24 protein-coding genes are annotated in these 22,195 nt (G+C 56.2%); 4 read left to right on the forward strand and 20 right to left on the reverse strand.

Translation table 11 applies throughout. The annotated features are described in order from the left end of the window. The first annotated feature begins 42 nt into the window (after nucleotides 1-42). Both ACJ8IN_RS20700 and ACJ8IN_RS20705 read left to right on the forward strand, forming a co-directional pair. Entirely contained in the window at nucleotides 43-180 is a 138-nt protein-coding gene (locus tag ACJ8IN_RS20700; protein ID WP_162062229.1) for a hypothetical protein, read from the forward strand. A gap of 91 nt (nucleotides 181-271) precedes the next feature. After that, nucleotides 272-541 (forward strand): hypothetical protein, encoded by a 270-nt coding sequence (locus tag ACJ8IN_RS20705; RefSeq protein ID WP_033646469.1) that lies wholly within the window; start codon nucleotides 272-274, stop codon nucleotides 539-541. A 65-nt stretch (nucleotides 542-606) separates the two neighbouring features. On the opposite strand, the gene ACJ8IN_RS20710 is transcribed toward ACJ8IN_RS20705, so the two are convergent. From ACJ8IN_RS20710 to ACJ8IN_RS20720, 3 genes are all read right to left on the reverse strand, one after another. Then, a complete protein-coding gene (locus ACJ8IN_RS20710; protein ID WP_047568113.1) occupies nucleotides 607-1,158 on the reverse strand; it encodes a hypothetical protein in 552 nt (183 codons plus the stop codon). Next, nucleotides 1,124-1,405 (reverse strand): hypothetical protein, encoded by a 282-nt coding sequence (locus tag ACJ8IN_RS20715; protein WP_033638003.1) that lies wholly within the window; start codon nucleotides 1,403-1,405, stop codon nucleotides 1,124-1,126. The genes ACJ8IN_RS20710 and ACJ8IN_RS20715 overlap by 35 nt, the downstream gene beginning before the upstream one ends. A 141-nt stretch (nucleotides 1,406-1,546) precedes the next feature. Next, nucleotides 1,547-1,999, reverse strand: a complete 453-nt coding sequence (locus ACJ8IN_RS20720) for a PaaI family thioesterase (RefSeq protein ID WP_033654150.1) — start codon at nucleotides 1,997-1,999, stop codon at nucleotides 1,547-1,549. A 231-nt stretch (nucleotides 2,000-2,230) separates the two neighbouring features. Here ACJ8IN_RS20720 and ACJ8IN_RS20725 point away from each other — a divergent pair, with 231 nt between their 5' ends. Next, nucleotides 2,231-3,571, forward strand: coding sequence for an anaerobic C4-dicarboxylate transporter (locus tag ACJ8IN_RS20725; RefSeq protein ID WP_033646470.1), 1,341 nt, complete (start codon nucleotides 2,231-2,233; stop codon nucleotides 3,569-3,571). A 347-nt stretch (nucleotides 3,572-3,918) separates the two neighbouring features. Here ACJ8IN_RS20725 and ACJ8IN_RS20730 read toward each other — a convergent pair whose 3' ends face one another. From ACJ8IN_RS20730 to ACJ8IN_RS20805, 16 genes are all read right to left on the reverse strand, one after another. Next, the gene (locus ACJ8IN_RS20730; RefSeq protein WP_308325623.1) at nucleotides 3,919-4,176 is read right to left on the reverse strand and encodes a hypothetical protein; all 258 of its coding nucleotides are present in this window, start codon (nucleotides 4,174-4,176) and stop codon (nucleotides 3,919-3,921) included. Beyond that, complete coding sequence (locus ACJ8IN_RS20735) at nucleotides 4,173-4,547, reverse strand: hypothetical protein (protein WP_308325622.1); 375 nt, start codon at nucleotides 4,545-4,547, stop codon at nucleotides 4,173-4,175. Before ACJ8IN_RS20735 ends, ACJ8IN_RS20730 begins: the two co-directional genes overlap by 4 nt. Further along, entirely contained in the window at nucleotides 4,532-5,047 is a 516-nt protein-coding gene (locus tag ACJ8IN_RS20740) for a lysozyme (RefSeq protein WP_308325621.1), read from the reverse strand. Before ACJ8IN_RS20740 ends, ACJ8IN_RS20735 begins: the two co-directional genes overlap by 16 nt. Further along, on the reverse strand, nucleotides 5,031-5,264 hold the full coding sequence (locus ACJ8IN_RS20745; protein ID WP_060706595.1) for a class II holin family protein: 234 nt from the start codon (nucleotides 5,262-5,264) through the stop codon (nucleotides 5,031-5,033). The genes ACJ8IN_RS20740 and ACJ8IN_RS20745 overlap by 17 nt, the downstream gene beginning before the upstream one ends. Nucleotides 5,265-5,293: 29 nt before the next feature. Then, nucleotides 5,294-8,014: a phage tail fiber domain-containing protein gene (locus tag ACJ8IN_RS20750; protein WP_308325620.1), complete on the reverse strand. Its 2,721-nt coding sequence runs from the start codon at nucleotides 8,012-8,014 to the stop codon at nucleotides 5,294-5,296. 13 nt (nucleotides 8,015-8,027) lie between these two features. Then, entirely contained in the window at nucleotides 8,028-9,638 is a 1,611-nt protein-coding gene (gene terL / locus ACJ8IN_RS20755) for a phage terminase large subunit (RefSeq protein WP_308325619.1), read from the reverse strand. Beyond that, entirely contained in the window at nucleotides 9,635-9,976 is a 342-nt protein-coding gene (locus tag ACJ8IN_RS20760; RefSeq protein WP_308325618.1) for a hypothetical protein, read from the reverse strand. Before ACJ8IN_RS20760 ends, terL begins: the two co-directional genes overlap by 4 nt. Before the next feature lie 64 nt (nucleotides 9,977-10,040). Further along, the gene (locus ACJ8IN_RS20765) at nucleotides 10,041-10,337 is read right to left on the reverse strand and encodes a hypothetical protein (protein ID WP_308325617.1); all 297 of its coding nucleotides are present in this window, start codon (nucleotides 10,335-10,337) and stop codon (nucleotides 10,041-10,043) included. 14 nt (nucleotides 10,338-10,351) lie between these two features. Then, the gene (locus ACJ8IN_RS20770) at nucleotides 10,352-12,826 is read right to left on the reverse strand and encodes a hypothetical protein (RefSeq protein ID WP_308325616.1); all 2,475 of its coding nucleotides are present in this window, start codon (nucleotides 12,824-12,826) and stop codon (nucleotides 10,352-10,354) included. Nucleotides 12,827-12,830: 4 nt separating this feature from the next. After that, complete coding sequence (locus tag ACJ8IN_RS20775) at nucleotides 12,831-14,300, reverse strand: hypothetical protein (protein WP_308325615.1); 1,470 nt, start codon at nucleotides 14,298-14,300, stop codon at nucleotides 12,831-12,833. Next, nucleotides 14,297-16,822 carry a hypothetical protein gene (locus ACJ8IN_RS20780; RefSeq protein ID WP_308325614.1) on the reverse strand — a complete coding sequence of 842 codons (2,526 nt, stop codon included), beginning with the start codon at nucleotides 16,820-16,822 and terminating at the stop codon, nucleotides 14,297-14,299. Before ACJ8IN_RS20780 ends, ACJ8IN_RS20775 begins: the two co-directional genes overlap by 4 nt. Beyond that, nucleotides 16,822-17,346, reverse strand: coding sequence for a hypothetical protein (locus ACJ8IN_RS20785; protein ID WP_308325613.1), 525 nt, complete (start codon nucleotides 17,344-17,346; stop codon nucleotides 16,822-16,824). Before ACJ8IN_RS20785 ends, ACJ8IN_RS20780 begins: the two co-directional genes overlap by 1 nt. Before the next feature lie 2 nt (nucleotides 17,347-17,348). Beyond that, a complete protein-coding gene (locus tag ACJ8IN_RS20790; RefSeq protein ID WP_308325612.1) occupies nucleotides 17,349-17,798 on the reverse strand; it encodes a GNAT family N-acetyltransferase in 450 nt (149 codons plus the stop codon). 2 nt (nucleotides 17,799-17,800) lie between these two features. Next, on the reverse strand, nucleotides 17,801-19,795 hold the full coding sequence (locus ACJ8IN_RS20795) for a hypothetical protein (RefSeq protein ID WP_442519520.1): 1,995 nt from the start codon (nucleotides 19,793-19,795) through the stop codon (nucleotides 17,801-17,803). A gap of 2 nt (nucleotides 19,796-19,797) precedes the next feature. Next, nucleotides 19,798-20,361 (reverse strand): hypothetical protein, encoded by a 564-nt coding sequence (locus tag ACJ8IN_RS20800; protein ID WP_308325610.1) that lies wholly within the window; start codon nucleotides 20,359-20,361, stop codon nucleotides 19,798-19,800. 55 nt (nucleotides 20,362-20,416) lie between these two features. Next, nucleotides 20,417-21,328, reverse strand: a complete 912-nt coding sequence (locus ACJ8IN_RS20805; RefSeq protein ID WP_308325609.1) for a phage capsid protein — start codon at nucleotides 21,326-21,328, stop codon at nucleotides 20,417-20,419. Between the two features lie 191 nt (nucleotides 21,329-21,519). Between ACJ8IN_RS20805 and ACJ8IN_RS20810 the strand changes: the two genes are divergently transcribed. Beyond that, nucleotides 21,520-21,867 carry a hypothetical protein gene (locus ACJ8IN_RS20810; protein WP_308325608.1) on the forward strand — a complete coding sequence of 116 codons (348 nt, stop codon included), beginning with the start codon at nucleotides 21,520-21,522 and terminating at the stop codon, nucleotides 21,865-21,867. Between the two features lie 51 nt (nucleotides 21,868-21,918). Here ACJ8IN_RS20810 and ACJ8IN_RS20815 read toward each other — a convergent pair. Continuing rightward, a partial coding sequence (locus tag ACJ8IN_RS20815) for a hypothetical protein (protein ID WP_442519521.1) occupies nucleotides 21,919-22,195 on the reverse strand: 277 nt, incomplete at its 5' end.

The raw sequence follows: 22,195 nt of genomic DNA on the forward strand, positions 1-22,195 counted from the left end.
GGCACGCTTTGCCGCACACCTTTATTAATGAAGAACATAATCATGAGCACGATGGACCTTTCCATCATCATCGGCATCCTGGTTATGCTCGCCCTGTGGCTTGGCGCACTCTTCAACATCGGTGATATCACCTTGAGCATTTCACGTCTGTTCCACTGGATTGAAAGCCAACGCGGCTAACCCCATGCCGACGGCGGAAAACATCGGCTATGATTGAAAGACCTTACCGCCATTTTCCGAGACTGCCGCTCGCGATAAAGAGGATCGCATCATGACCGATTATGCGTTCTACAATCAGATCCTGACCCGGCTGGCCGCCAATCACCCCGGCACGCTGGATGAAAAAACCTATGAACTGTGGAAACAAGACGCCACCAGCCCGCACGCCTTCGCCGATCCCTTCGCCTATCTCAAAACCAAGGGCCTGATACAGGCCTATGTGATGAGCGACATCGACGAGAACAACTATGATATCGACCCGCATCAAACGCGGATCACCGCCGCCGGTCTCGAATTCATTCGCAACGGCGGGTTCAAATAAGGGCGACACGCGCCAACAAAAAACCGCCAGACGGCGGTTTTTACTCTAAAAGCAGGCGAACCGGCTCAGGCGGGGAAAGGCCGATAAAAAATGCGCAGCACTTCGTTGTCGCCCTGGCGTAAAAAACCGCCTGCCGGCTGCCAGCGCAGATCGCGTGCCAGATTGAGATTTTCCCAACCGACCGCGCCCCCCACGCCGATGCAAAGATTTTTATTGCCGGCGGCAAAGCCTGCACCGGTGCCGATCATGGCATGCAGCAAACGGGGCGCCGTCGCGTCACGCAGGGAAAATATGCCGATAAAACATCCCTGCGGCGCGCGCAACATATCGGCCATGGTGCGGATCTCGGTATCGTCCGGGCTGACGAAATGTTTGTATTGCTTATCGAACACCGTCTGCCACAGCTGCTTGTATTTCGCCTTGCTGAGCGCGCCTGAACGGTGAGCGCACAGCACCACCGCATCCCAGCACATCTCCCCGCTCAGCGAAAGATACTCTTCCGTATCGGCTTGCGGCTTGTCGGCGTAATGCCGCGCAAATTCAGCCGCATTCAAATGCGGCGGCACGGCCTGTTTGGCAACGTCACTCTTGTAGCGTTTGAAATTCAACCAATGCATGGGAAGTATCCTCTTCATCCGCTAGATTTATGAAGCTGAAGCCGTGGACGAGACGAGCCATCAAATCCAGGGCGTCGTCGGCGATGGCCGTTTCGTCGTCATTCAACCCCTGTTCCACCGACCGCTCAATCGCGTTCATCACCGCCGGAGCGCTGGTTTCCTCCCCCTGCGCCACCACGTCTAATACGGCTTTGCCGATCGCCAGACAAAGCTCATGATCAAACTCAACCTCTTTATACGGCTGCATAATCACTCCGATAAATTTTTCCCCAAGAATACTAGACCACAATGGCGTATCGCGCCTGTCATCGTAGCGTAGCAATCTATGCAGCCGAAGAGAAATGCATCGGGCCCCGGGTTGATAGCCCGAAGCCCTATCACGAGCGAGTTATTGCGGTGCTTGTTCGGTAGGGCGAATGATAAAACAAGTGGCGGTTGCCGAAGCCAGCAGCTTCCCTTCCGCCGTTTTGAGCGTGCCTTCAGCGAAAGCAACGTTCTTCGCCGCATAGACCAGACGCCCCTCGGCGATCAGGTCACTCTCCTTCGGCACAGGGCGCAGCATTTTTACCTGCAGATCGACGGTGCCGTAGCCTACGCCTGCGCCCAGCGTACTGTGCACCGCGCAACCGGTCACCGAGTCCAATACCGTGGCGGCAAAGCCGCCATGTACGCCACCCAGCGGATTCAGATGGCGCCCGTCTGCCCGCGCCACGATGCGGATATACCCTTCTTCCACCGCAACCGGCTTCATGGGCACGGTTTCAGCGATCGAGGCCGCTGGGATCTTGCCGGCCATTGCAGCCTGTAACAGCGCCAGCCCGGTCATTTTTGTCGGGTCCATGGTTTTCTCCTCGGATCAGTAAACCTTTCATATAGTAGAGGTCTGACCTGTTGGCTTGCTTTTTCGTGCTGGTGGCTTCTTCCCCCTTGATTCACTGAGTGTGAGCACCATCACTCTTTAGCGTTAATAACCACAATTTTTTAGCGCCTTTAGATTTAAAACAACTTTCTGTTGTAACCGCCGCCGGAAACTGAACGCAGTTAAGTTCAACATTATTAAGGCGTATCTATCATGGATTTCTTTCTGCAATTAGCGGTTATATTGGCATGCCTGCTGTATGGGGCGCGCAAGGGCGGCATTGCGCTGGGGTTACTGGGCGGTATCGGGTTGATGATCCTGGTGTTCGGCTTTCACCTGCAGCCCGGCAAACCACCGGTAGACGTAATGCTGGTGATCATCGCGGTGGTAGCGGCCTCCGCCACCCTTCAGGCCTCTGGCGGGCTGGACGTGATGCTGCAAATCGCCGAACGGATGCTGCGGCGCAACCCACGTTACGTCTCGATCATCGCACCGTTCGTGACCTGCATTCTCACTATTCTGTGCGGCACCGGGCACGTGGTGTACACCATCTTGCCGATCATTTATGACGTGGCGATCAAAAATAACATCCGCCCGGAACGGCCGATGGCGGCCAGTTCGATCGGCGCGCAGATGGGCATTATCGCCAGCCCGGTTTCGGTAGCGGTCGTCTCACTGGTGGCGATGCTCAGCAGCTATACCTTCAATGGCCGCCATCTGGAATTCCTCGATCTGCTGTCGATCACCATTCCTTCGACCCTGTGCGGCATTCTGGCGATCGGCATCTTCAGCTGGTTCCGCGGCAAAGACCTGGACAAAGATCCGGAGTTCCAGAAATTCATCTCGGTGCCGGAGAACCATCGCTACGTCTATGGCGATGCCGCCACCTTGCTGGACCGGGTGCTGCCGCGCAGCAACTGGATCGCCATGTGGATTTTCCTCGCTACCATCGCCCTGGTGGCGGTGCTGGGGGCATTTTCCGAGCTGCGGCCCAGCTTCGGCGGCAAGCCGCTCTCCATGGTTCTGGTGATCCAGATGTGCATGTTGATGGCCGGGGCGCTGATCGTCATCATTACCCGCACCAACCCGGCGTCTATCTCTAAAAACGAAGTGTTCCGCTCCGGCATGATCGCCATTGTGGCGGTGTATGGCGTCGCCTGGATGGCGGAAACCATGTTCGGCGCGCACCTGGCGCAGATCGAAGCCACGCTGGGCGTGCTGGTGAAAGAGTACCCCTGGGCCTATGCGCTGATCCTGCTGCTGGTGTCGAAATTCGTCAACTCGCAGGCCGCCGCGCTGGCGGCACTGGTGCCGGTGGCGCTGGCGATCGGCGTCAACCCGGCCTATATCGTCGCTTCGGCGCCGGCCTGCTACGGCTATTACATTCTGCCAACCTATCCCAGCGATCTGGCAGCGATCCAGTTCGACCGCTCCGGCACCACCCGCATCGGCCGCTTCGTGATCAACCACAGCTTTATTCTGCCCGGCCTGATCGGCGTTAGCGTCTCCTGCGTCTTCGGCTGGATCCTCGCTGCGGCGTTCGGTTTCTTATGATTGGTACTGCGGAGCCCTGCGGGGCTCCCTGCAAGCAGGATGACAATCCATGGGCATGGGGTATGACAAAAAAAGGAAGAATGCAGGTGTAACGCGAATTTCAGGCACAAAAAAACCGCCTCTCGGCGGTTACGACATTACTACTTATTGCTTTGATTATTCGGTATTTTTGTTCCCTGGTACCCGGGGCGGGACTTGAACCCGCACAGCCATAAGCCGAGGGATTTTAAATTCATCGCTTACACATTTATAAACAATGCTTTATGAAAATTTTCACCACATGCCGTACAAATGCACCGCATTATAATCAGTTAGTTAGCGCAACGTAATTCTGCATCTTCCGAACGTTATTTGCATGCCTCGTTCGCCGCCAGCAGCTCACGCTCATAGCCGATGCGCTGATGGCGTTCAGCACGCAATGCCCGCATCTGCATGCCGATGGGTGCACCAATCGGCAGCTGATCAACGGCGAACGCCGGGCGCGCAACGTCGGCCGTTTTGCATGGCACGGCCACCGGAACTTTCACTTCAACGTATGACGGCGCCGGCGGCGCGCTTGAGCAGCCTGACAGTGCCAGAACAGAAGCCACGATCAGTTTTTTCATTGGGCGCGCTCCCGACGCAGCTCGTCGTCAAAAGCAGCAGACGCCGCGCCGCATGATTCGCCGGTAGTGCGCTCGGCCATAACTGCGTTGGCCCTCTCATAATCGCTACGAGCCTGCTTGCGGGCTTTTTCCTGATCAGCCTTGGCCTTGGCTTCTCGTTCAGCATCAGCGCGTCGCAGCGCCTCAATGCCAGCGCTCTGGTTATCAATCATCGCCGCCAGCTGCCTGCCGGTATCTCGGCATTGAGTTAGCGACTCATTGAGCCGGTCAATCGTTGGCTGGTAGTGTCGAGATGCCAGCCAGGCGCCAGCGCCGACAACGGCCGTCAGCGCCAGCAGGATCAAGACCGCAGACGTTATTTTTCCAGACATAGCGCGCGCTCCTTATCACGGCGGATCACCAGGCCGTTTAGCTTTACGCCGCCGGCATATACCCAGCGCGGGAACTGCTCGCAGGCGGCCACAGTTTCACCCTGGCGGAACAGCCGGAACATCGTCGATTTCTGCATCCCCGCGCAACCGACATTAAACGTGATGCTCACCGCCGCGTCGAAGGAACCCTGCTGCAGCTTGTCACCGGCGGCATAGTTTGTAACGCACCGCTCAGCCGCCAAGATGTTATTTTGCCAGTCGGCGGCGATCTGCTGATCTGTCTTGCGCGCGCCTTGTTTAACGCCGTGCGTGTTGCCGATGCCATCCGTCCACACATCAGCGGGGCATTTGTACGGGTCGCGGCGGCAGCCCTCTGCATTGCCTATCAGCTCCAGTCCAGCGCGGCTGGTTTTTACCTCACCGCTTGATAGCACCAGGCCGATGATTACCGCGACAGAACAGACTGCGCCGGCCGCGCCAGTTTTATTCAGCTTGCTCATCGGCAATCCTCCCCATTCTTTCGCGGCGGCGATCCTCTCGAATCTTGAAATAAAGGTTCATCAGCCAGGTCAGGAAGGCGAAAAACAGACCTCCAAGAACACCTATTGCGGCCCACTGCTCCGGTGAATAACCATCCAGCAGCCGAGTAAACCAAAATGCGGCGCCACCACCGGAGGCGCCATAAGAAAGACCTGTCGTTAACTTTTCCATTTTCATACTCCACCTCCGCCGTTTGGCGGCGTTGATTAAGCCGCAGCGACTGAGTTGTCGTAGAATGTTCTCCAGGCCGAACCATCCCAATACACGGGGCAGCCAGTCCCGGAACCAGCTGATTCACCAGCTTTCCTCGCGTTTCTCGCATACACAAAAGCCCCCTTATCTTGGCCGGCGGGGAGTTCTGCAACGAGAAAATTACCCGGTGTTAAATCTCGGATTGAAGTTAACCCGCCAGCATTGGTAACTTTTACGCCTTGCGATGCACCAGGCGTGCTGAATGCAATACCGCTAACTGACCCACCGCCAGAAATAACAGATTGCGATCCGCTGCTATCCTCAAGTATCAAATTAACCGCAGCAGATGGGCCAGCAAATGACGACCGTTTGAATGTAAATCCGTTAGAGGAGTACATAATCATCTGCACGTTATACGCGCTCTGCGTCGTTCCTATCTCGATCGTGTTGCTCGCATTGTTATGGTAAAGAAGGCTCGGCCCTACTGTTCCAGTGTCGCCACCAATTCTAATTCGTGCGCCCTTGCCAAGGTGAATTGTTCTATTTGCGGCAAGGATTCTCAGATCCCTGTTGATATCAAGCGGACCCGTTGAGCCATCATATGAAACCGTATACGGCTGAATAAATAACGCCGGGGTTTGTGGGCCGCCATTATATGTGTACATCCCAATCCCTTGGGTGAAGTTTGAACCATAGGTGCCAATACTCAATACATCATCAAGCCCCAAAACAGAGCGTCCATTAAACCTAATCCTCGCCGAGAATGGCCCTACATCATTGAGACGCATTTCCGCACGGCCGCCAAATTGGCTTCCTGAAAGCGATCCTAAGTGATGAGTGCTGGCCCCCTTCTGCATACGGGATTCGTTATAATCTATCTTCAAGCAATACACATCAGAACGATCGAGATTATCTTCAACCATGCTCGCAAACGGCACCAGCACCGTGTTGCCTAGCGTAACGGCATGCTGCACACCAGCAGTTGCCGCAGCGAAGTTATATTCACCGGCGATGCGCACCAGGCAAAACGTGCGTGCGTTAGACCAATTCAGGTTATAAGCATCATTAACAGGAAGTTCAGAAACCCAAAGACCGGCCTGCTCTGCGTTGGGGTTTTGCTGGTCGAACCGATAGCAGTAGAAAAAAAGTACTTTCGTGAAATCAGGTGAAAATACCGGACTCACTGGGTTTACACTAAACGGAACAGAGGTTTCTACAGGCCCAGTAACTGAGGTTAAGTTATCCTCTGCCACCCACATCAGCGGTTTTTGAACGCCAGCAAACTGGCTGCGGGAAATTATGATTATTTTCCCATTATCAGACCGCTTCAAGAAGTTAGCTTCCACATGAATAATGTTGCCATTATTTAAGTTACTTGACGCATCTAACAACTTAATTTTTGTATATTCATACGTTGATGTGTTGAACACCAGACAACCAAACTCACCATCAATAGAATGATAGCCAACGATCCCCCTGCCATCACCTGTCAATTCAAATCCATGTAGGGCAATGGCTGGATTACCCGCATCACTAAGAAAATTAAAATTCTTAACGAATGACCAATTCACACCACTGTTAACTGATTCGTAAATCTCGTAGCGGATTTCTGCATTATCATTCGTCCCCTTTCTGAATCGAACAAACGCAAATAATTTTGTTCCGGCTGCATCTCTACCTAGCGAGAACGCAGCAGCAGATTCGTTTGATGTATGCGCAGCAATGCGCCGAGGCTGGCTAAAGTTTTGGCCGTCGCGTGTCGACGTACACATCGCATCCATATTAATCGATGTGTGATCAGAACCCAGGTTATAGCCGATGAATGCCCGACCGCCAATAGCCACGGCCTTCCCTTGTGGCCAGTTAGCGAAGCCCCAACCCGTATCCGAAACCCGAGACACCGAGCATGATAATGCACCTGCCAGCGCGTCAGCGGTTGTCTCTCCATTCCAGCCAATCATACCGGCGCCGCCTGGTATCGACTGATCAGAAAGTTCGAGGGAAAGATCGGTACCAGAATCACTGTCAGCTGAAACGGCCACCGGCTGCCCTTGAGCATTGATGCCGATTAATTTATTTGCCGTTCCAGATTGTGGGAGAGGCTGTACACCATAAGGGAACCTGACGCTGCGCGCGTTTGAGGATGCAAGTTCATTTCGTATGGCAATGTCTTCGCGTTGGCGCGCGGCTGCTTCGGCTATATCCCCAGCAATTCTGGCTGCTCTCTCTTGTGCCAGTGCCTCAGAACCGGCCGCGTCTGATTCAGCAATTTTTACCAGCACATAATTTTTGGTCGCCGCGTCTTGCTGATTTACAGGATCAGCTAAATTCCCGATTCGGTAGCCGTGGGCGTTGAATGGACCCCCGAGCAGTGGGCGCTGCAGGCACAAACCGAGATACAGGTAAGATTGCTGGATTGCCAACCACAACCGATCGAAATCGTTGTTGACGGTGGCCGCAAGCAGATCTCCGTTGTTCTGATAGTTTTGCAGTCGCGTAGCTGGGATTTCGCGAAGATTCATCACTGTTACGCCAGCTGCAGGCGGCGTCAGGAAAATCACATCGCCGCCATTAGTTGTGCCGACGCCGGTAATGCTAAAGCCAGAAGTAACAGGCTCTCCATTTAGGGAGACTGTTAAATCCCCGACATCGAGAATTAAAAACTCATACGGAAATACCGTAGTCACGCCGTTGGCGGTGTAGATGTTGTAAGGGGTTTGGATTGGAACCGCCATCGGTGGAAGCCTCTTAGTAGTCTACGGCGACCTCATGATCCCCGTCTGTTGGCTGCCAATCTTCCCGCCCTTGAGCGGTCGGTTTCCCGACCAATTTGCCGATGCGCACCGGCGTTTCGCTGATAGCCCCCGCACCAGAGTCGATAAAGTCGTCCGGCTGGTTGGTTAGCGCCGGGTTGAAATCGCGCATTTGGTCATAGGCCGGCCCGTCGAGTACGTCGCTATGCGCCCACAGGAAACGGGACGACAGCGGTGCCTCATAGGCGTCGAGGATACGTTTTTGCTTGTTGGTTATGGTGAACTCTTCCCTCACCCCGCAGCCCGTACCTTTCAGCGCCTGGCGGAGCAGCTTACCAGCGAAGCTGCCGGGACCGTTCACCTCAACTACCACCTGAGGGATCTGGTAACGCACCACCAGCTCGCGGATCTGCACCACCTGGCCGCCGGTGATTTTGTCACGCTCGTCGAACTCTGCCAGATCGCCGATCAGCCCCTGGCACACATGCCAGTACAGGTGCCCGCGTGCGTCGGTCAGCACCAGAGAAAAGGCGCTGGCGTCGGCTTTCGCTTTGCCGGTGGCCACGTCCCACCAGGCGACAGCGCCAACAATCTGTTGGCTGCCCAGCCACATCGAGGCGGTGCGGTTCGCGTACCGGATTTCCGGCTGCACGTTGTACTCGCGGATGCGTTCAGGGTCGAGGCGGGATTCGCCGATCGGTTTACTGTGCAGCTGGTACTGGCTATCCCATTCGTTGACAGTTCGCGTTTCCTGCCGGCGCTTCTCCATCTCGGCCGGCGTGAACCGCTCTGGCCATGCACATTCGGCGTAGCAGTCCACCGTCGTTCCCGGTGGCTCAGCGAAGGTGATCCCGGTAGCCGTCAGCTGATAATCAACGCCCTCAGCGAGCAGGCGCGCGCCGATGTGGATGCCGATAAAGACGTACTCCGGCCGGAACGGCAGCGCGTAGCTGCGCGCCGTCGCCTGTTTTTCATCGATGCGGTGCTCTTTCTCGAAAAGCTTGATGGTCAGGCAATCGGCGCCCATGGCTTCGACCTCGTCGTATAGGCTGTCGTGGGTGTGCGGCGTGCCGATGAACAGCTTGCGGCCGCCGGGCACGAGGATGTGAGTTTGTTCGCCGAGCCGGTAGCGCAGTTTCTCGCGCGCCTCCGGCGTCTGGATGTTTCGCGGGACTTCGACGTCATCGTTTTGGCACTCGTCGGCGCGGGCCGAGGTGACGTTAGACAGGATGCCTTTCGCATACATGCTGCCGTTACGCATATCCAGCGAGCCGTTAACCCACCATTGCTCAACGGTTCCCTGACCGTCTGGCAGCATGCCGCGCGTCAGCGGGTGATTGCGCAGCACGTTCTGCGTGTCGCGGCTGGTTTTGTACGCCGTGCCGTCGGCCTCGGATTGGTGCAAGATCCGGTACTGGCGATCCCGGTAATACCGCCAGGCGTTATACACCGCCAGAATGGTGGATTTACCGAAGCCACGGAAACAGCGAAGCACCGCCAGATCGCCGCGGTGCTCGAGCCAGTGGCAGGCGCGGTAATGGCAGTCGGGAACATCCCACCCCATCCGCTCCGCCCACATGATGAAAAAGGCGACGAACGAAATCATTTTTTCCGCTGCTGCAGGCGTTCGATAACTTCCTGCGCCGCGCGCTCAGCGGCGGATACCTGCTGCCCAAGGCGAAACGCCTCGTCGTCCGGCTCGTCGCCGTCTTTCGGCGTGCCGCCGCGCGTGTGCATGCCGATCAGCGAATGCACCTTCACCAGCAGCGTGAGCGATGCCGTCGCGTTCTTCTTGCACCAGTAGCGATCGCCGCGCTCCTGCTTCGTATGTTTGTCGAGTGGTTTGTCGGCGCCCGGCCAGGTATCCGGATCGGCTTCCTCGAGCACGACGTCGGTTAACTTGTCGCTCAGCGCAGTAAGGCGGGTTTTGTAATCGTTGTGCATAAAAAAGCCCCATGGTTGTCATGGGGCTATGATGTGGCGGGTGGTTGGTCGGTTTCCTGACTGTTTACCTGTGGAAGAACTTTTTAATTTCTGACCATTTCTTGCCAGGATCATCAGAGGCAATCACGGTACATGGTATCGTTAAAGCTAATGCTATTGCGCCGAGAATAAACGCCCCAGTGGTTTCATTTTTTTCAACATAAACATATGAACCGAACAGAAGTGCGATTGGCCAAATAAAACTAAAAACATATTTAAGGGCTTTCCCCACTATATCGCCAACTTTCGGCCTGCTTTCAATAAAATTAAAGAAAGCCCAGGCAACTAGAAAGAATATTAAATACGATACCGGATTGGCCATTTTACCCCCATTGGTTATTGCGGCAGCCTATCTTGTGGGCGCCACCAGTATGTTTGGTTGAACTCTTTACGTGAGCGCTTCTCCATGCGGCGCAAATACCCGGGGGAGAAATACTCTTGCATCTGGTTGAATATCATATGATCCAAAACGGCTTTTGTGTACCACAGGTTTTGACCAGGTATCAGCCCCTTTACGAACTTCACTGCATCACCGCCCGTCTGTTCTGGTTTTCCCTCGACAGCATTAAGCGGGACACCTTGCGCCAGTTTAATGGCATCATCAACCAAGCCGGCCACAGGGCCGAGCATTGAAGCCAAGGCATCAGACCCATACTTAGTGTGGTCAGAAAAGAAAAAGTCCCCGTAAAGCCCGAGGCCTCCGCCTTTTAGCAAGGCATTCATCCAGAACTTAAATGATTGGTCGCCGAAAGCTTCACGGGGGTTTTTACCCGCAATCATGTCGCTGATCTGCTGAGACATAGCCCCCAAGATCGTCGTGCTAGCCAAAAACGTCGCGAGATACGCTACGCGCCCACCCGCGGACGGCATATTCAATGCTCGTGACCAGTGGCGCATCATTACCGAAATCGGGAAAGATTTAAAAAGGAACAGGCTGCGCCATAACTCCCCATGGATAGTACCGCGTTGCACACCCGCGCCGGCGATCATGCGCTCCCGCGCGCCAGGCGAGATCACCGCCATATCAACCTCTTCGGAAACGGCGGCTAGCAGTTTGCGCATCGCCTCGAACTTCACGCGCTCCGGGTTACCAAATGCCTCGAGTTTTTCATTCGGAATACGCATGATGCTTTCCGGGGTAAGCATAGTTGTATTACCGTTCCCCCAATCCTCTTGTTCGGCCAAGCGCCAAATACTCCAGTCGCGCTCTGTAATCCCTTTGCTTTTGAGAATCCGGCCATCATCAGCAGCAATTTTCCCAAGGCTTCCATGCTGACGCACCAGATTACCCACGCCGCCCATCATGGTGACGCCATAGGCGCGTTTATGGGCATCCGACCAGGCAGATAGGCCGCTGGCACGCATAACCGCGTTGGCCGTCCAGCGTGACGCCGACGGGCCCATGTTGTCGGTCGCCCAGCGGTTCACGCTGCCGATCAGCGTTTCCATCGATAGGCCGGCGCCGCGCGCAAGCCGTAGCTCTTCTTTGTTCGCCGGATTCATGGCTGCCAACTGGTTACGCAACAGCTGCGCCATGGGCAGATTGTTCACTTTGGCGGTAAGGTACATAGTGCCGTTATCCGAAAGTGAAGAGATCAGCGCCGAACCGAGCCGCGTTGCAACAAGCCAGTTTCGGACGTTATCCGACCATCGCGCGATATGTGGGTTCGCGATGGGTTGCGTTTTTCCGGCAACAAAATTGTAAAGGCTCTCGGTACTGTTACGCAGGCGATTAATACGCCCTGACCGCTGCGGGTTTGCCTTTGCTGTCTCGCTGGTCAGCTGATCCAGCAGAGACCGGAATACGTGATCGGGGTTGGGCCCGTAGGTTTCCACCAGCGAGATATCCTTGCTCACGCCATCAATGTGATTTACCAAAATGTCCCACATCGATTTTTCGCCAAAGCGCTGCTGGTATTCGAGGTATGTTTCGGCATCACGAAAATGAATCTGCCGTTCAGCACTCCCGCGATTTGCCCGAGCGCCGGAGATCCGCAGCCCGCTGTCGCCCAGCTTGTTCATACCTCCAGTAGCGATCGTTTTGTAGGCGTCGCCCAGGAACGCAGCAAGCTCCGCATCATTCATCATCTCGCCGTTTTCTTTCACATATTTATTGCGGTCGAGTTTCCCAACGACAAAGCCCACCCATTCATCCTGTGACGCCTTACCCACCTTCTCCATGGAATGATGCTGCGGCAGCCCCCAATCCTCCAGGAATCCCACATCGCCGCCAGCATCGTTGAAGCGCTGGCGCAGCAGTTCTGCGACACGGCGCCACGCTTGGGCGCCTTTTTTAGCCCGCTGATTTCCAGTTTCCTGCCCGCGCATCTCGTAGACCAGATCGCGCACGCCTTGATTGTCTTCGAACAGCTGGAAGAAACGTGGATCGATAGCTTCGAAAAGCTCCTCCAACTGGCTCAGAGCATAATCGCGGGTCGCCTTGGTTCTCGACTCAACGGAAAGAAAATTAGCCTTGCCGTCCGCGTGAAAAGCTATGGTGCGGTTTAGCGCCTCGAGCTTTCCATCCTTGCCCTGGTAGCTGTTGATGTTGTTATCAAGGCGCTGGCGCGCGGCAATGGTTAAGGCTACACGCCGCTTTTTCAGTGCGGCCTCGCGCTGCAATTCGTCGGCCGCCATCTGCCCGGCGCGCTGCATCCGTTCCGCTTCGCTAAGATTGCGCCATGAGGCTGGATCGTTACGCGCGAGGTTGCGCATATTTTTCACGATGCGATCTTCAATCCCTTTTATTTCTGCGGCGGTAAGTGGTCGCTGTGATGCTGCGGTGATCGCCTGAATGCACTCGTCTCTCATGAAATTATCTCCTCAGGAAGCAGCTCACGGCCACATCAAATAAATTTGCGTCATGTTGAGCATTGGCCACATCGCGATCGGCCTCAGCCATTAGATCGGCAGCTCTTACCACCGTTGTGCTGTCATCTGGATTTACGACATGAACCTGCAGATCCGGGTTGTCGGAAATGGCGCGCTGCGCCTCCAGTGTATCGGCCTCCGCTGCACGGGAATCATCCCCGCGCATGGCGCGCTCCGCGCCCGCAATTTCATCTTGCTGGATCTGCTGTCGCGTTCTGGGTTTCGGTGTTGCGAGGTAATTGGCGCCGGCCACATCGTCGAAACGAACCGCGTCAGTATCGCGAATTACGGCATCAGGTAATCTCATCGCCTTACGCACCTCTTGCGATGCCAGATCGACACGCGGGCGGCGCTGAATAAACTCGGCTCCATCCATCAATGAACCGACGTCTACCGGGTGCCCAGCGAGCGCATCAGTCATGGCTTTATCCATGGCGCGGGCATGGGCAGTACGTGATAGGACGCTGACGGGAACGCCAGGCGATGCCGTAACCTCATAGTTGAGGTGAGAGCTTGAAGTCAGCGCCGCGTCGATCTCTGCCGGCTCTGCGCTGCGTACCGCCACGCTTTCGCCCCGGCTATTGATAAATCGACCAAGCCCGCCGAAAGCTATGCCGAGCACGGCGTCGACCGCCAACGCCTGGTTATCGAAAACATCGTACTGGCGGGCCATATCCTCATAGCCACCGCGTCGTAGGATCTCCGCTGATAACCCCCTCTGTGCCATGCCCATCGCGACGTTGGTACCTGCGGAATAAAGCAGATCAGGTACCGCCCGCGCAGCAGTACCGGCAGCAGCGCCTACAGCTGTACCGCTGGAAGTTAGAGCGGCGCCAACACCTTCAGCTACTGCACCACCGGCACGAAGTCCGAGAGACATAGGAAGAACGGCGCCAAGCGCCGCTGTCCCGCCAGTTACCAGCGCTTTTTCTACAGCGGTGCCATAATCCACACCGTCAACACGGGACTTCTCGTAATCGGAAAAGCCCTGCAGGCCGCCAACTGTTGCCGCGGCGCCAGGCAACCCACCCAACAACGTGCCAGCCGCCGCCTGCCCACCCACCTCCGCCAGAGAGAAAAGCACCTGCCCGGCGGTACCGGTGGTTCCTGCATCAGGCGTTAACGCTCGCACCTGCTGTTCCGCCAGCTTTCGCTGATTCTTGATGAAACTTTCAGAGGTGTCGTTCACCCCGAACGCATCATTAACAGCCCGCGAGATCGGCGACACAACAGCATCCACGCCAGCCCAGGCAACTTGATCGGCCTGTGTAACCCCGGCGTAAAGCCCCTTGAAAGGTGCAGTGAATGCGCCATCAAAAAAATCAGCATCAGAGCGGGCTAACCCGATCGGATTTTCTGCTGCCGTTGCCAGCTCCCTATTTTGCTGCGCCTGGTTGAATCCGAAATAACTCACTGCGGTATCCCTCCGTTTCCTAGGCGAACGCGCTCAGCGTTAATGCGGAGCACAACCGGATTACCGTCCTTACCGAGCAGGTAGCCAGCCCCCAGCTTTATCAGGTATTGGCTGTCGCCAAAGCTTTGCAGCCCATATTGCCCAGGCGGCGCCTTGATGCCGGCATCAACGATCTGGGATTGCCACGCGGTGTTTACGGCAGAATCAAATTGCCCCTCTGACATTCCCCACGGCAGCAAAACCTCTCCCTGCCCGTTGTAATCGTAAACGCCACCGGTGGCCACGTTGATTGCCTGTGTCCATGCGTCACGATCATACTCACCAGAAACATCACCTTTCTTAGCCATCAGCCCGGCGTAGTAGTCCTTGGCCACTTCATAGGCTTGTGACGCGCCAGCCGCATCACCGGCAAAGGCGTTCCCAACTGCATCAACGAAATCCGGGCGCAGATCAGAGTCTTTCGGTATCTCGATTCCTTTCGTTTTGTTCTCCACTCCGTTCACTTTGGTGGTAATTCCAGCCCGTGCATTAGCTCCTTCGATGATTGTTTTTGCCGCATCATCGGGGTTTACCATAGAGTCTGAGATCCATCCGGATTTACCGATCACATTGCCGCTTTTACCCATAATCGCGCCTGCGACTGCAGCAGACGGGGCGTAACTGCTAACCTGCTGCAGCGCTGCGGAATACTGCGCGCCAGTCCCTAACCCCTGGCGCATCGCATCCAGGTAGGCAACTGACTGCGACGCTGGCGCTGTACGCAGCATCTCGCCAATCTGCGATGCTTCTGCCTTTGAAAATACGGTTAACGGCGTTCCGTAGTGCCGGGCGATCTCCGGGGTGGCGCTGGCGCGGTTTGTCAGGCTGCTGCCGAATGTTTCCGGTGATTGCACATCCAGAGGGTTAACCTGCTGCTGGCCAGCGGCATAAAGGATGGGGTCGGCTTCGCGTACCTTGTTCACGTACGCCACGGCTTTTTGCAAGGTTTCGTATCGCTTAGACGATTCGGCGAAACCTTCGCCGGGTACCGGCTCGCGCGCATTAAGCAGCGCCTGCTGACCGCCCGGGGATAGCTGTTGTACAACCGAAATGTCGCGGCTAAGTTGGCGTGTGTCGAGGTAGCTGGCGTACTCTTTTTGTCCGGCGTCATATCCATAAGCGCGGACAAACTCGCCCTCTCTAAACTCGCGTGGATAGCTCTTGCCCTGGTAGGCGACGGCGTTGAAGTCTTTCAGCTCACTTTCCAGCCCGGCACGATATTCACGCTGCTGTTGGCTTAACTGCCCTTGCGCCATGCTACGCAATCGCGCCAGCTGTACCGGGTCGAGCTGAGTAACCGCTGTTGCTGCACCAGCCGCACGCAAATTTCCACCTTCTGGCTGGGGCAAGGCGGTCATACCCAACGCAGCCATAGCGCCGGTGGTGATCTGCTCTTGCGAATAGGGATTGCTGCCATTTTCATGTTGGGTGATGCTGGCGCACAACGCGGTAAGCGTGTTGATATCGGTCAGATCAAGACGTTTGTCAGCCGGCACACCGAGCGCCTTGGATACCGCCGCCGTGTAGGCTGCAGTGTCGTTTTCGTTTGGTGGCGCCCACCGCCCGATAATTTGCTCAACCGTGGTGTAACCGCGCTTGTTGTAGGCCAGCAGATTTTTACAGAGCGCACGCAGTCCGTGTTCGGGGGTGGCGAACGACGCAAAACGACCATCGCCTTTTACTTCCCCGTCCCAGGTGTTGGCGGTTTTAACCAGATTGCCGGGGTTATTGTTGCGAAGTCCTACCGGATCAGAAGCGCCGCCACCGCTGTAGCGCACCGCGCCGCCCACGTCAGAAGGCTCACCCATCAGCCTGGCGGCCGTGTCGGCATCCGACGCAACCAAGTTTTCCATGGTTTTATATGCGGTTGTTTTAACGTAATTATTTTGTTGTTCGGTTACCTGCTCCGGCGTCCAACCATGGGCCTTACCATACTCAGCGATCTGCTGCTGCGCGCTACCAACCTCTAACTGATAATTGACGTTGTCACCCCAATAGCTCTGGGCACGCGTCGAGCTGTTCGCTATGGTCGACTCAAAATTACCCTGCTCCACCTGGCGGCGTTGGCTCAGTTCATGGGTTAATCCTGTACGCTCGAGCTGAATGCGCTTTGCGATTGCCTGCTGCTGGAACTGCTCGCGCATTTCCTGCGGTAAATCAGCAGCAAGTTTGTTCGCAAAGTCCTCGTACTGGCTGGTGTAGTTTTTGGTCGCACCTTCCGCATTAGTTCCCTGTTGTGCCAATAAGCCATGGTCTGGATCGTTAACCAGCCCGTTACTGAAATCATCAAGCTGCAGCGTCAGCGCCTGCAGCTGGCTCTGGTTTTCCTGGGCAATTCGGCGCTGCTGATCTTCGGCAACACCGATCCCGACAGTCGCCAGGTGCTGCAATGCATTGGCAGGGGCACCAACATTCCCAACGTCAATTCGCGTACGCTGCGCCTCGGGCGTCACATTGCCAAAATTTCCGGTTGGTATCCGCATCAGCGCACCCCCATATTCGAGAACATGTTATTCGACGCCGCGGTGCCGGTATTCGTCGTTGTTGGGCCGGCCTTTTTCCAGCCGGAGTAACCGGTGCCAGCTGCGGACAACAGCGAGCTGCCCGCGTTGATATAGCCGGACGTCGCCGCATTGCGGCCGCTGAGTCGGTCGGCCTGCGCCTGCGCGTTGTACCGGGCGCCGGTGTTCATGCCGTTCAGGATCGTCGTGTATGCGTCCTGCTCGGCGTCGCCGGTGATGCCGGACGTGATGCGCAGCGCCGTACCCTCGCCAGTTTCTACGCCCGACGCCGCCAGCGCCGCGTTTGCCTGTGCGGCCTGCTCACGCCCTGCCTTGCGTATTCTGTCGGCCTGTATACGCGCTGATGCGCGTGCGGCCTCGGCGTCTGCGTTCGCCTGATCCGCCTGGTAGTTCGCCATTTTCTGCTGCTGGATACCGCTTGCAGCAGCGCCGCCGGCAGCCAGCACCGATGATGCGACCAGGGCTATTTCCACACCTGTGCACATAATCAAATCTCCTTCGAATACAACAGGCCAGTGCGCGACAGGCCAAGACGTTCATACATCGCCCCGGTGCGTTCTTCATGCACGCCAGTGGTGATGCCCATATTGATAACGGCGGCGCCATGGTCAGCAGCCCACGCGATAAAGGTTTTAGCCAGACGCGGGCCAGCAGATCCGCCGCGGTGCTCCGGCGCGATAAACAGCCCGTACTCGAACGCCATCAGCTTGCGCGAAAACCACTGCTCGGCGATGCCGCCGGCCAGCCAGCCAATCACCTGGCTATCGCGCTCGGCCACCAGTACGCACCCGCTCGGAGCGGCAATCAGGTGCTTCGCCAGCTCGGCGCATTTCTGCTCGTCGAATGGCGAGGTTTCCGCGTAACGCGATTCCAGATACATGCGGGCGCCAAGTTCAATCAGTGCCGGGATATCCCCGGCGGTTGCGTTGCGGATCATTGTCAGCCCCCGTTGCTGGTGAAAGTGGTAATGATGGCCAGGAGGTGGAACGGCAAAGGCTGGCGCTGCTGGATAAGCAATGTGTCCTCGCCTTTCTCCCAGCCCAATTTTCCAAAGTAGTGATCGCCGGTGAACAAGGGCGCCGGCTTATCGAGAATGGCCGGGCCGAAGGTGCGGAACGGGATGATCGTCCCGTTGCACTCGGCGCCCGTGGTTTCAAGAAATCGCATCGTCACTTCGCTGGTGCGCTTCTTGGCGCTCTGCGTGGTGCCCTCGGTGGTGCCCACTTCTGGGGTGAGCGTTTGGATTGTTGATTCAAAATGCAGACCGATTTCCACGCGGTAGGCTTTTCGCGTCAAGGTGATCTGACCGCTGGAAACCACCTGTACAGGCATCACTGAGCCGTCAGCAACAATATCGACGGTCTGCCCCTCAAGATGATTTAACCCTGACCACGTCGTTGCGCCGGCCTCGCTGCTGCCGGTTACGGCGGCGTCGGTATACAGCGTGGTGTCGAACACCTCGACGTAACGAACCACCTGGCCGCCGATCTCACGGCGTACCAGCGCGTAGACCACATCGTTACTATCTGACGGGATCGATGCCACCGATTCAAAGCCGCCGGCGGTGATCTGGCGTGACCATGCGATAACTTCCTGCGCCCGGTCGATTGCCATCGTCACCATCACGCCATCGGTGCGAACCAGCCAGATAAAGGCGTCCGGCTGCTGCTGATACGCCATATCGATCACCCCGCCGGCGGTGATGTGCTCCGCGAGCACCGTCATATCGTTGGCGGAATACGACACAAAACTGTCCGGGTCATAGGCCACTGCGTAGAGTTTGCGGCCGGCGCGCTGCACAAACATGATTTCGGTACCGACGCGCACCGGGCGGATCCCGTTGCATCCGTATGGGCTGGGGTTTTTCACCGAGATATTTGTCGGGGTGATCGCCGCATCATTGCCCGCGGTGATCGTGAACTCGCCGCCGTACGTCAGCGCGATCAGCGTGTTCATCTGTGCCAGGTGCACAATCGGGTTGAGCTGGTCGGAAGACAACGTAAAGCTGATCGCCTTATCGTCGTCGGTACCCAGTTCAAATGACAGGTAAACGCCGGTTTCGCTGAACCAGATGGTTTGCGGGTACCTGACTGAGCCGGCCAGAACTAGGCGCTGTTGGTGCAGCGTCACGGCGCCAGGGTAGCCGTATTCGTCAGTCCATACCGTGTCTTCGCGCGTCCACGCACCAGGCGACGCTGCCTGTGTGGCGGTTAGGTCAGTGCGGATAACGCCGACGGCAATCTGCTCGCTGGTGATGCTCTTGATCAGCACCAGGCCGCTGTTAATACGGACGTATGAGCCAACATCCTCAGCCACCCAGCCGGGGCCGGTGAATGGCGCCGGATCCTCGCTGTCTTTCGGTGGCTCGTCGTCGCTCAGTGTCAGCGTGATTTCTGAGCCGACAAATTCCTTAACCGACGGCTTGCACCATTTTTCCGGCGTGTCGCGGATTTCGTCGAACGGCTCAACGATAAATGGACATGGCTCAAGCACCCAATCAAGCTGCCCGCGCCGCTGCAGGCGGTGAGGCTTAACGCCCTGATGCACCAGAAACATGGTATCGGCGCCCTGAACGTAATTTACGGCCGGCAGCATGTCGGCGCTGTACGGGCTGGCGATTTCATACGGGGTGTTGTCATCGTTCACCAGCTGCGCGCCGTTCTGGAAAATCCGCAGGTATCCGTCGCCAAACTCCAGCACGTACGCCTGAGAGCGGTTAAACACGTAGGGGATCAGCCGGGCGCCGCGGTCGCCGTATTTGGCCGCTGCCGCGTAACGAGTGCCAGGACGACGCATGACACCGCCCTGCACAACGCAAACCGCATTCTCGATCTGCTTGGCGCCGTTGGCGTAACGCGCGATATCAACGCGGCCCATGAGGCGCGGGGAAATCTCGCCGGCGGTGAAGTTGGTTTTTATCAGGTTGGCGCGCACGGTCAGAACCTCGAATCGTAAGTTGGATAGCCGCCAAGTTCTTCCGGCGGATCTTCCTGTCCGTCAATAGCCTTGGCTTGGCGCAGCAGGTAGGCAGCCTCCTGGGTCAGGCTGTCGCGCAGGCTGGCGGATGCCGTTACCGCATAGGCCAGCTTGGCCGCCATAGTGGCTTCGGCCAGATTCACCAGCGCCGAGTCCCAGGTCGACTCGTCTTCATTGCGGAATATGTAGCGCAGACGAATCACGTTCTGATTGGCCAGCAGCTTCTTTCCCTCGATGCGGTACGGGATTTCGTCCCACTCTTCGCCGACAGACAAGATGCGGATCAGGTCACCGGGTAACGGGAATTGAAAGCCGAATCCAAACGCCGGAGCCGTGCTGCTGGGTGAAAGCACCACGCGTTTAACCGCGCAATTCCATGGGTGCTTGCGCAGCAGATCATTACGCACGGTCGGGTAGATGTTCGAGCACAAGCGGGCATGTTCGCTGTTTTCGTCGAAGCTGTTGATCGGGTGTGCACCGAGCGCGAGCAGTGCGTTAGAGCAGATGGAAATACTGGAAGCCATGGCGTTACCTCATGAAAAAGGCCGGGGTGTTACCCCCGGCAAAGGAGCGCTGGCATTAAGCGGTGAAGTCGATCGCGACAACCTTGTTTTCGGCTGCGCGGCCGGCGCCATAGGACGCATCGACAGAGATCTGAATGGTGTTGTTCTTGTCGCGGCGCGGGCCGATATCGGTGTTGTACTCGGCACCGGTACCGAAATGCACCGCAGACTTGCACCAGGCGGCGGCGGTCTTGGTGGTGACAGCCGGATCGCCAGCGCTGGCCGAGTCCAATTTTTCGTATGCCAACCACTTGAAGCCCAACCAGTTGCCGGACACCGCGCCTTCCTGCAGCATTTTCACCGCCATAAAGTCGGCACTGGTCAGGGTGGTGTCGCTCAGGATCTGCGTGAGCATGTCAGCGTTGTACGTGATGAACAGTTCCTCGCCGTTCTGCTCGTCACACTCATTGCGGCGGAACATGGCCTTGGCGGCGATCAGCTTGGCCTTGGTCATGCCGGTACCGCCCGCAACAATTTTTTGAGATGCCGGCAGCGCCACAAGAGCGTAGGCGCCAGTGTTCGAGGTTTTGCGCAGGACGGTATCCAGCAACGCGCGGTAAATCACGTCGTCCTTTTTGCGGTTCGCGGCCGCCAGGGTCAACTGCAGATATGGCCCCTGAGGGTCAGCGATCAGCTTGCGCAGGTCGCGTTTTTCCACTGGCACGAACACGCCGTAATCCGCCATCAGCGCGTTACGGGTACCCGCTTCAGGCAGATCCCAAACCGTATCGCCGAAGCGCTCGGTGATTAGGTTCATCTCAATGGTGCCCATATCGTTGATGGTGAACGATGCGCCGGTAATCATCCCGCGATCGTGTACGGCAGCTTGCAGGCGCGAGTCCTTCTGCTGCGATGCGATTTCGAAAGAATCATGGAACTGCTGCACAAAGGCGGCGGTGATCATGTTCTTGTTTGGATCAAAAGCCATTTTTATCACTCCAAAGATTATCGCCTGCGGGTTATCGGGTTACCGGCCCTGAATACACCAGGCGAGTGGCGCGTACGCCTGGCGGGAGATACCAGTTATCCGGCTACCACGCCGGGCTGTTGGAGTGATAATATGTGAGGTTGGCGGTCGGAATCCCGACCAAATCAATCAGACAGAACGGAGTTGATAGAATGGAATTCTTTAATACGCCTGAAATTTTTTCTGAACTGAAGGCACGGGGGCATAGAGATTTCAGTTTAGTAACTCACGGTGATGACGCTCTATCGTTTTGGACATCACCACCGACTTGGATTGCTGATTCTAACGGTAAAATGATTTGTTTTTTTTCGCAAAAGGTAGATGGTTTAGGGCAAGTAATCCTTCATATTGATAAAGACAATGGTTATAATCACTGGCACTTCAATTCTTATCCTACAACAAATACCACTAAAACTCGAACCTTCGCACTATGTATCTCTGGAGAATTAACGGAATATGGCGGCATACTTCCAATAGTTTCAGTGCCAACTGCGAACTAAGATAGTTTTGGGTCGCAACATTAAATTGCGACCCACCAACAAAGATAACAATCAACTATCAAATTTAATATTTCTATTAACTGACTGCAGTTTACCTACTGAAGAATATATAACCCCAAGTGAAACACCCAACTCATTCAGCAAATACTCCTCATTAATACCATTTTTAAAATCAAAAGGTTTTAATGAGAATTTTCGCCTTCCTTTTTCCACAGCAGCCCCATTTATAGCTCCTGCGTCATATGGCCGAACAGCCGGAGAGTGCCCGATGAATCCTTCGACCGAGTCCCCTTTGCTGTCACGCGGCATGATCGCCGTCATCAGCGCG

The organism is Serratia sp. CY31944 (assembly GCF_052169175.1).
GTDB classification, from domain to species: domain Bacteria; phylum Pseudomonadota; class Gammaproteobacteria; order Enterobacterales; family Enterobacteriaceae; genus Serratia; species Serratia sarumanii.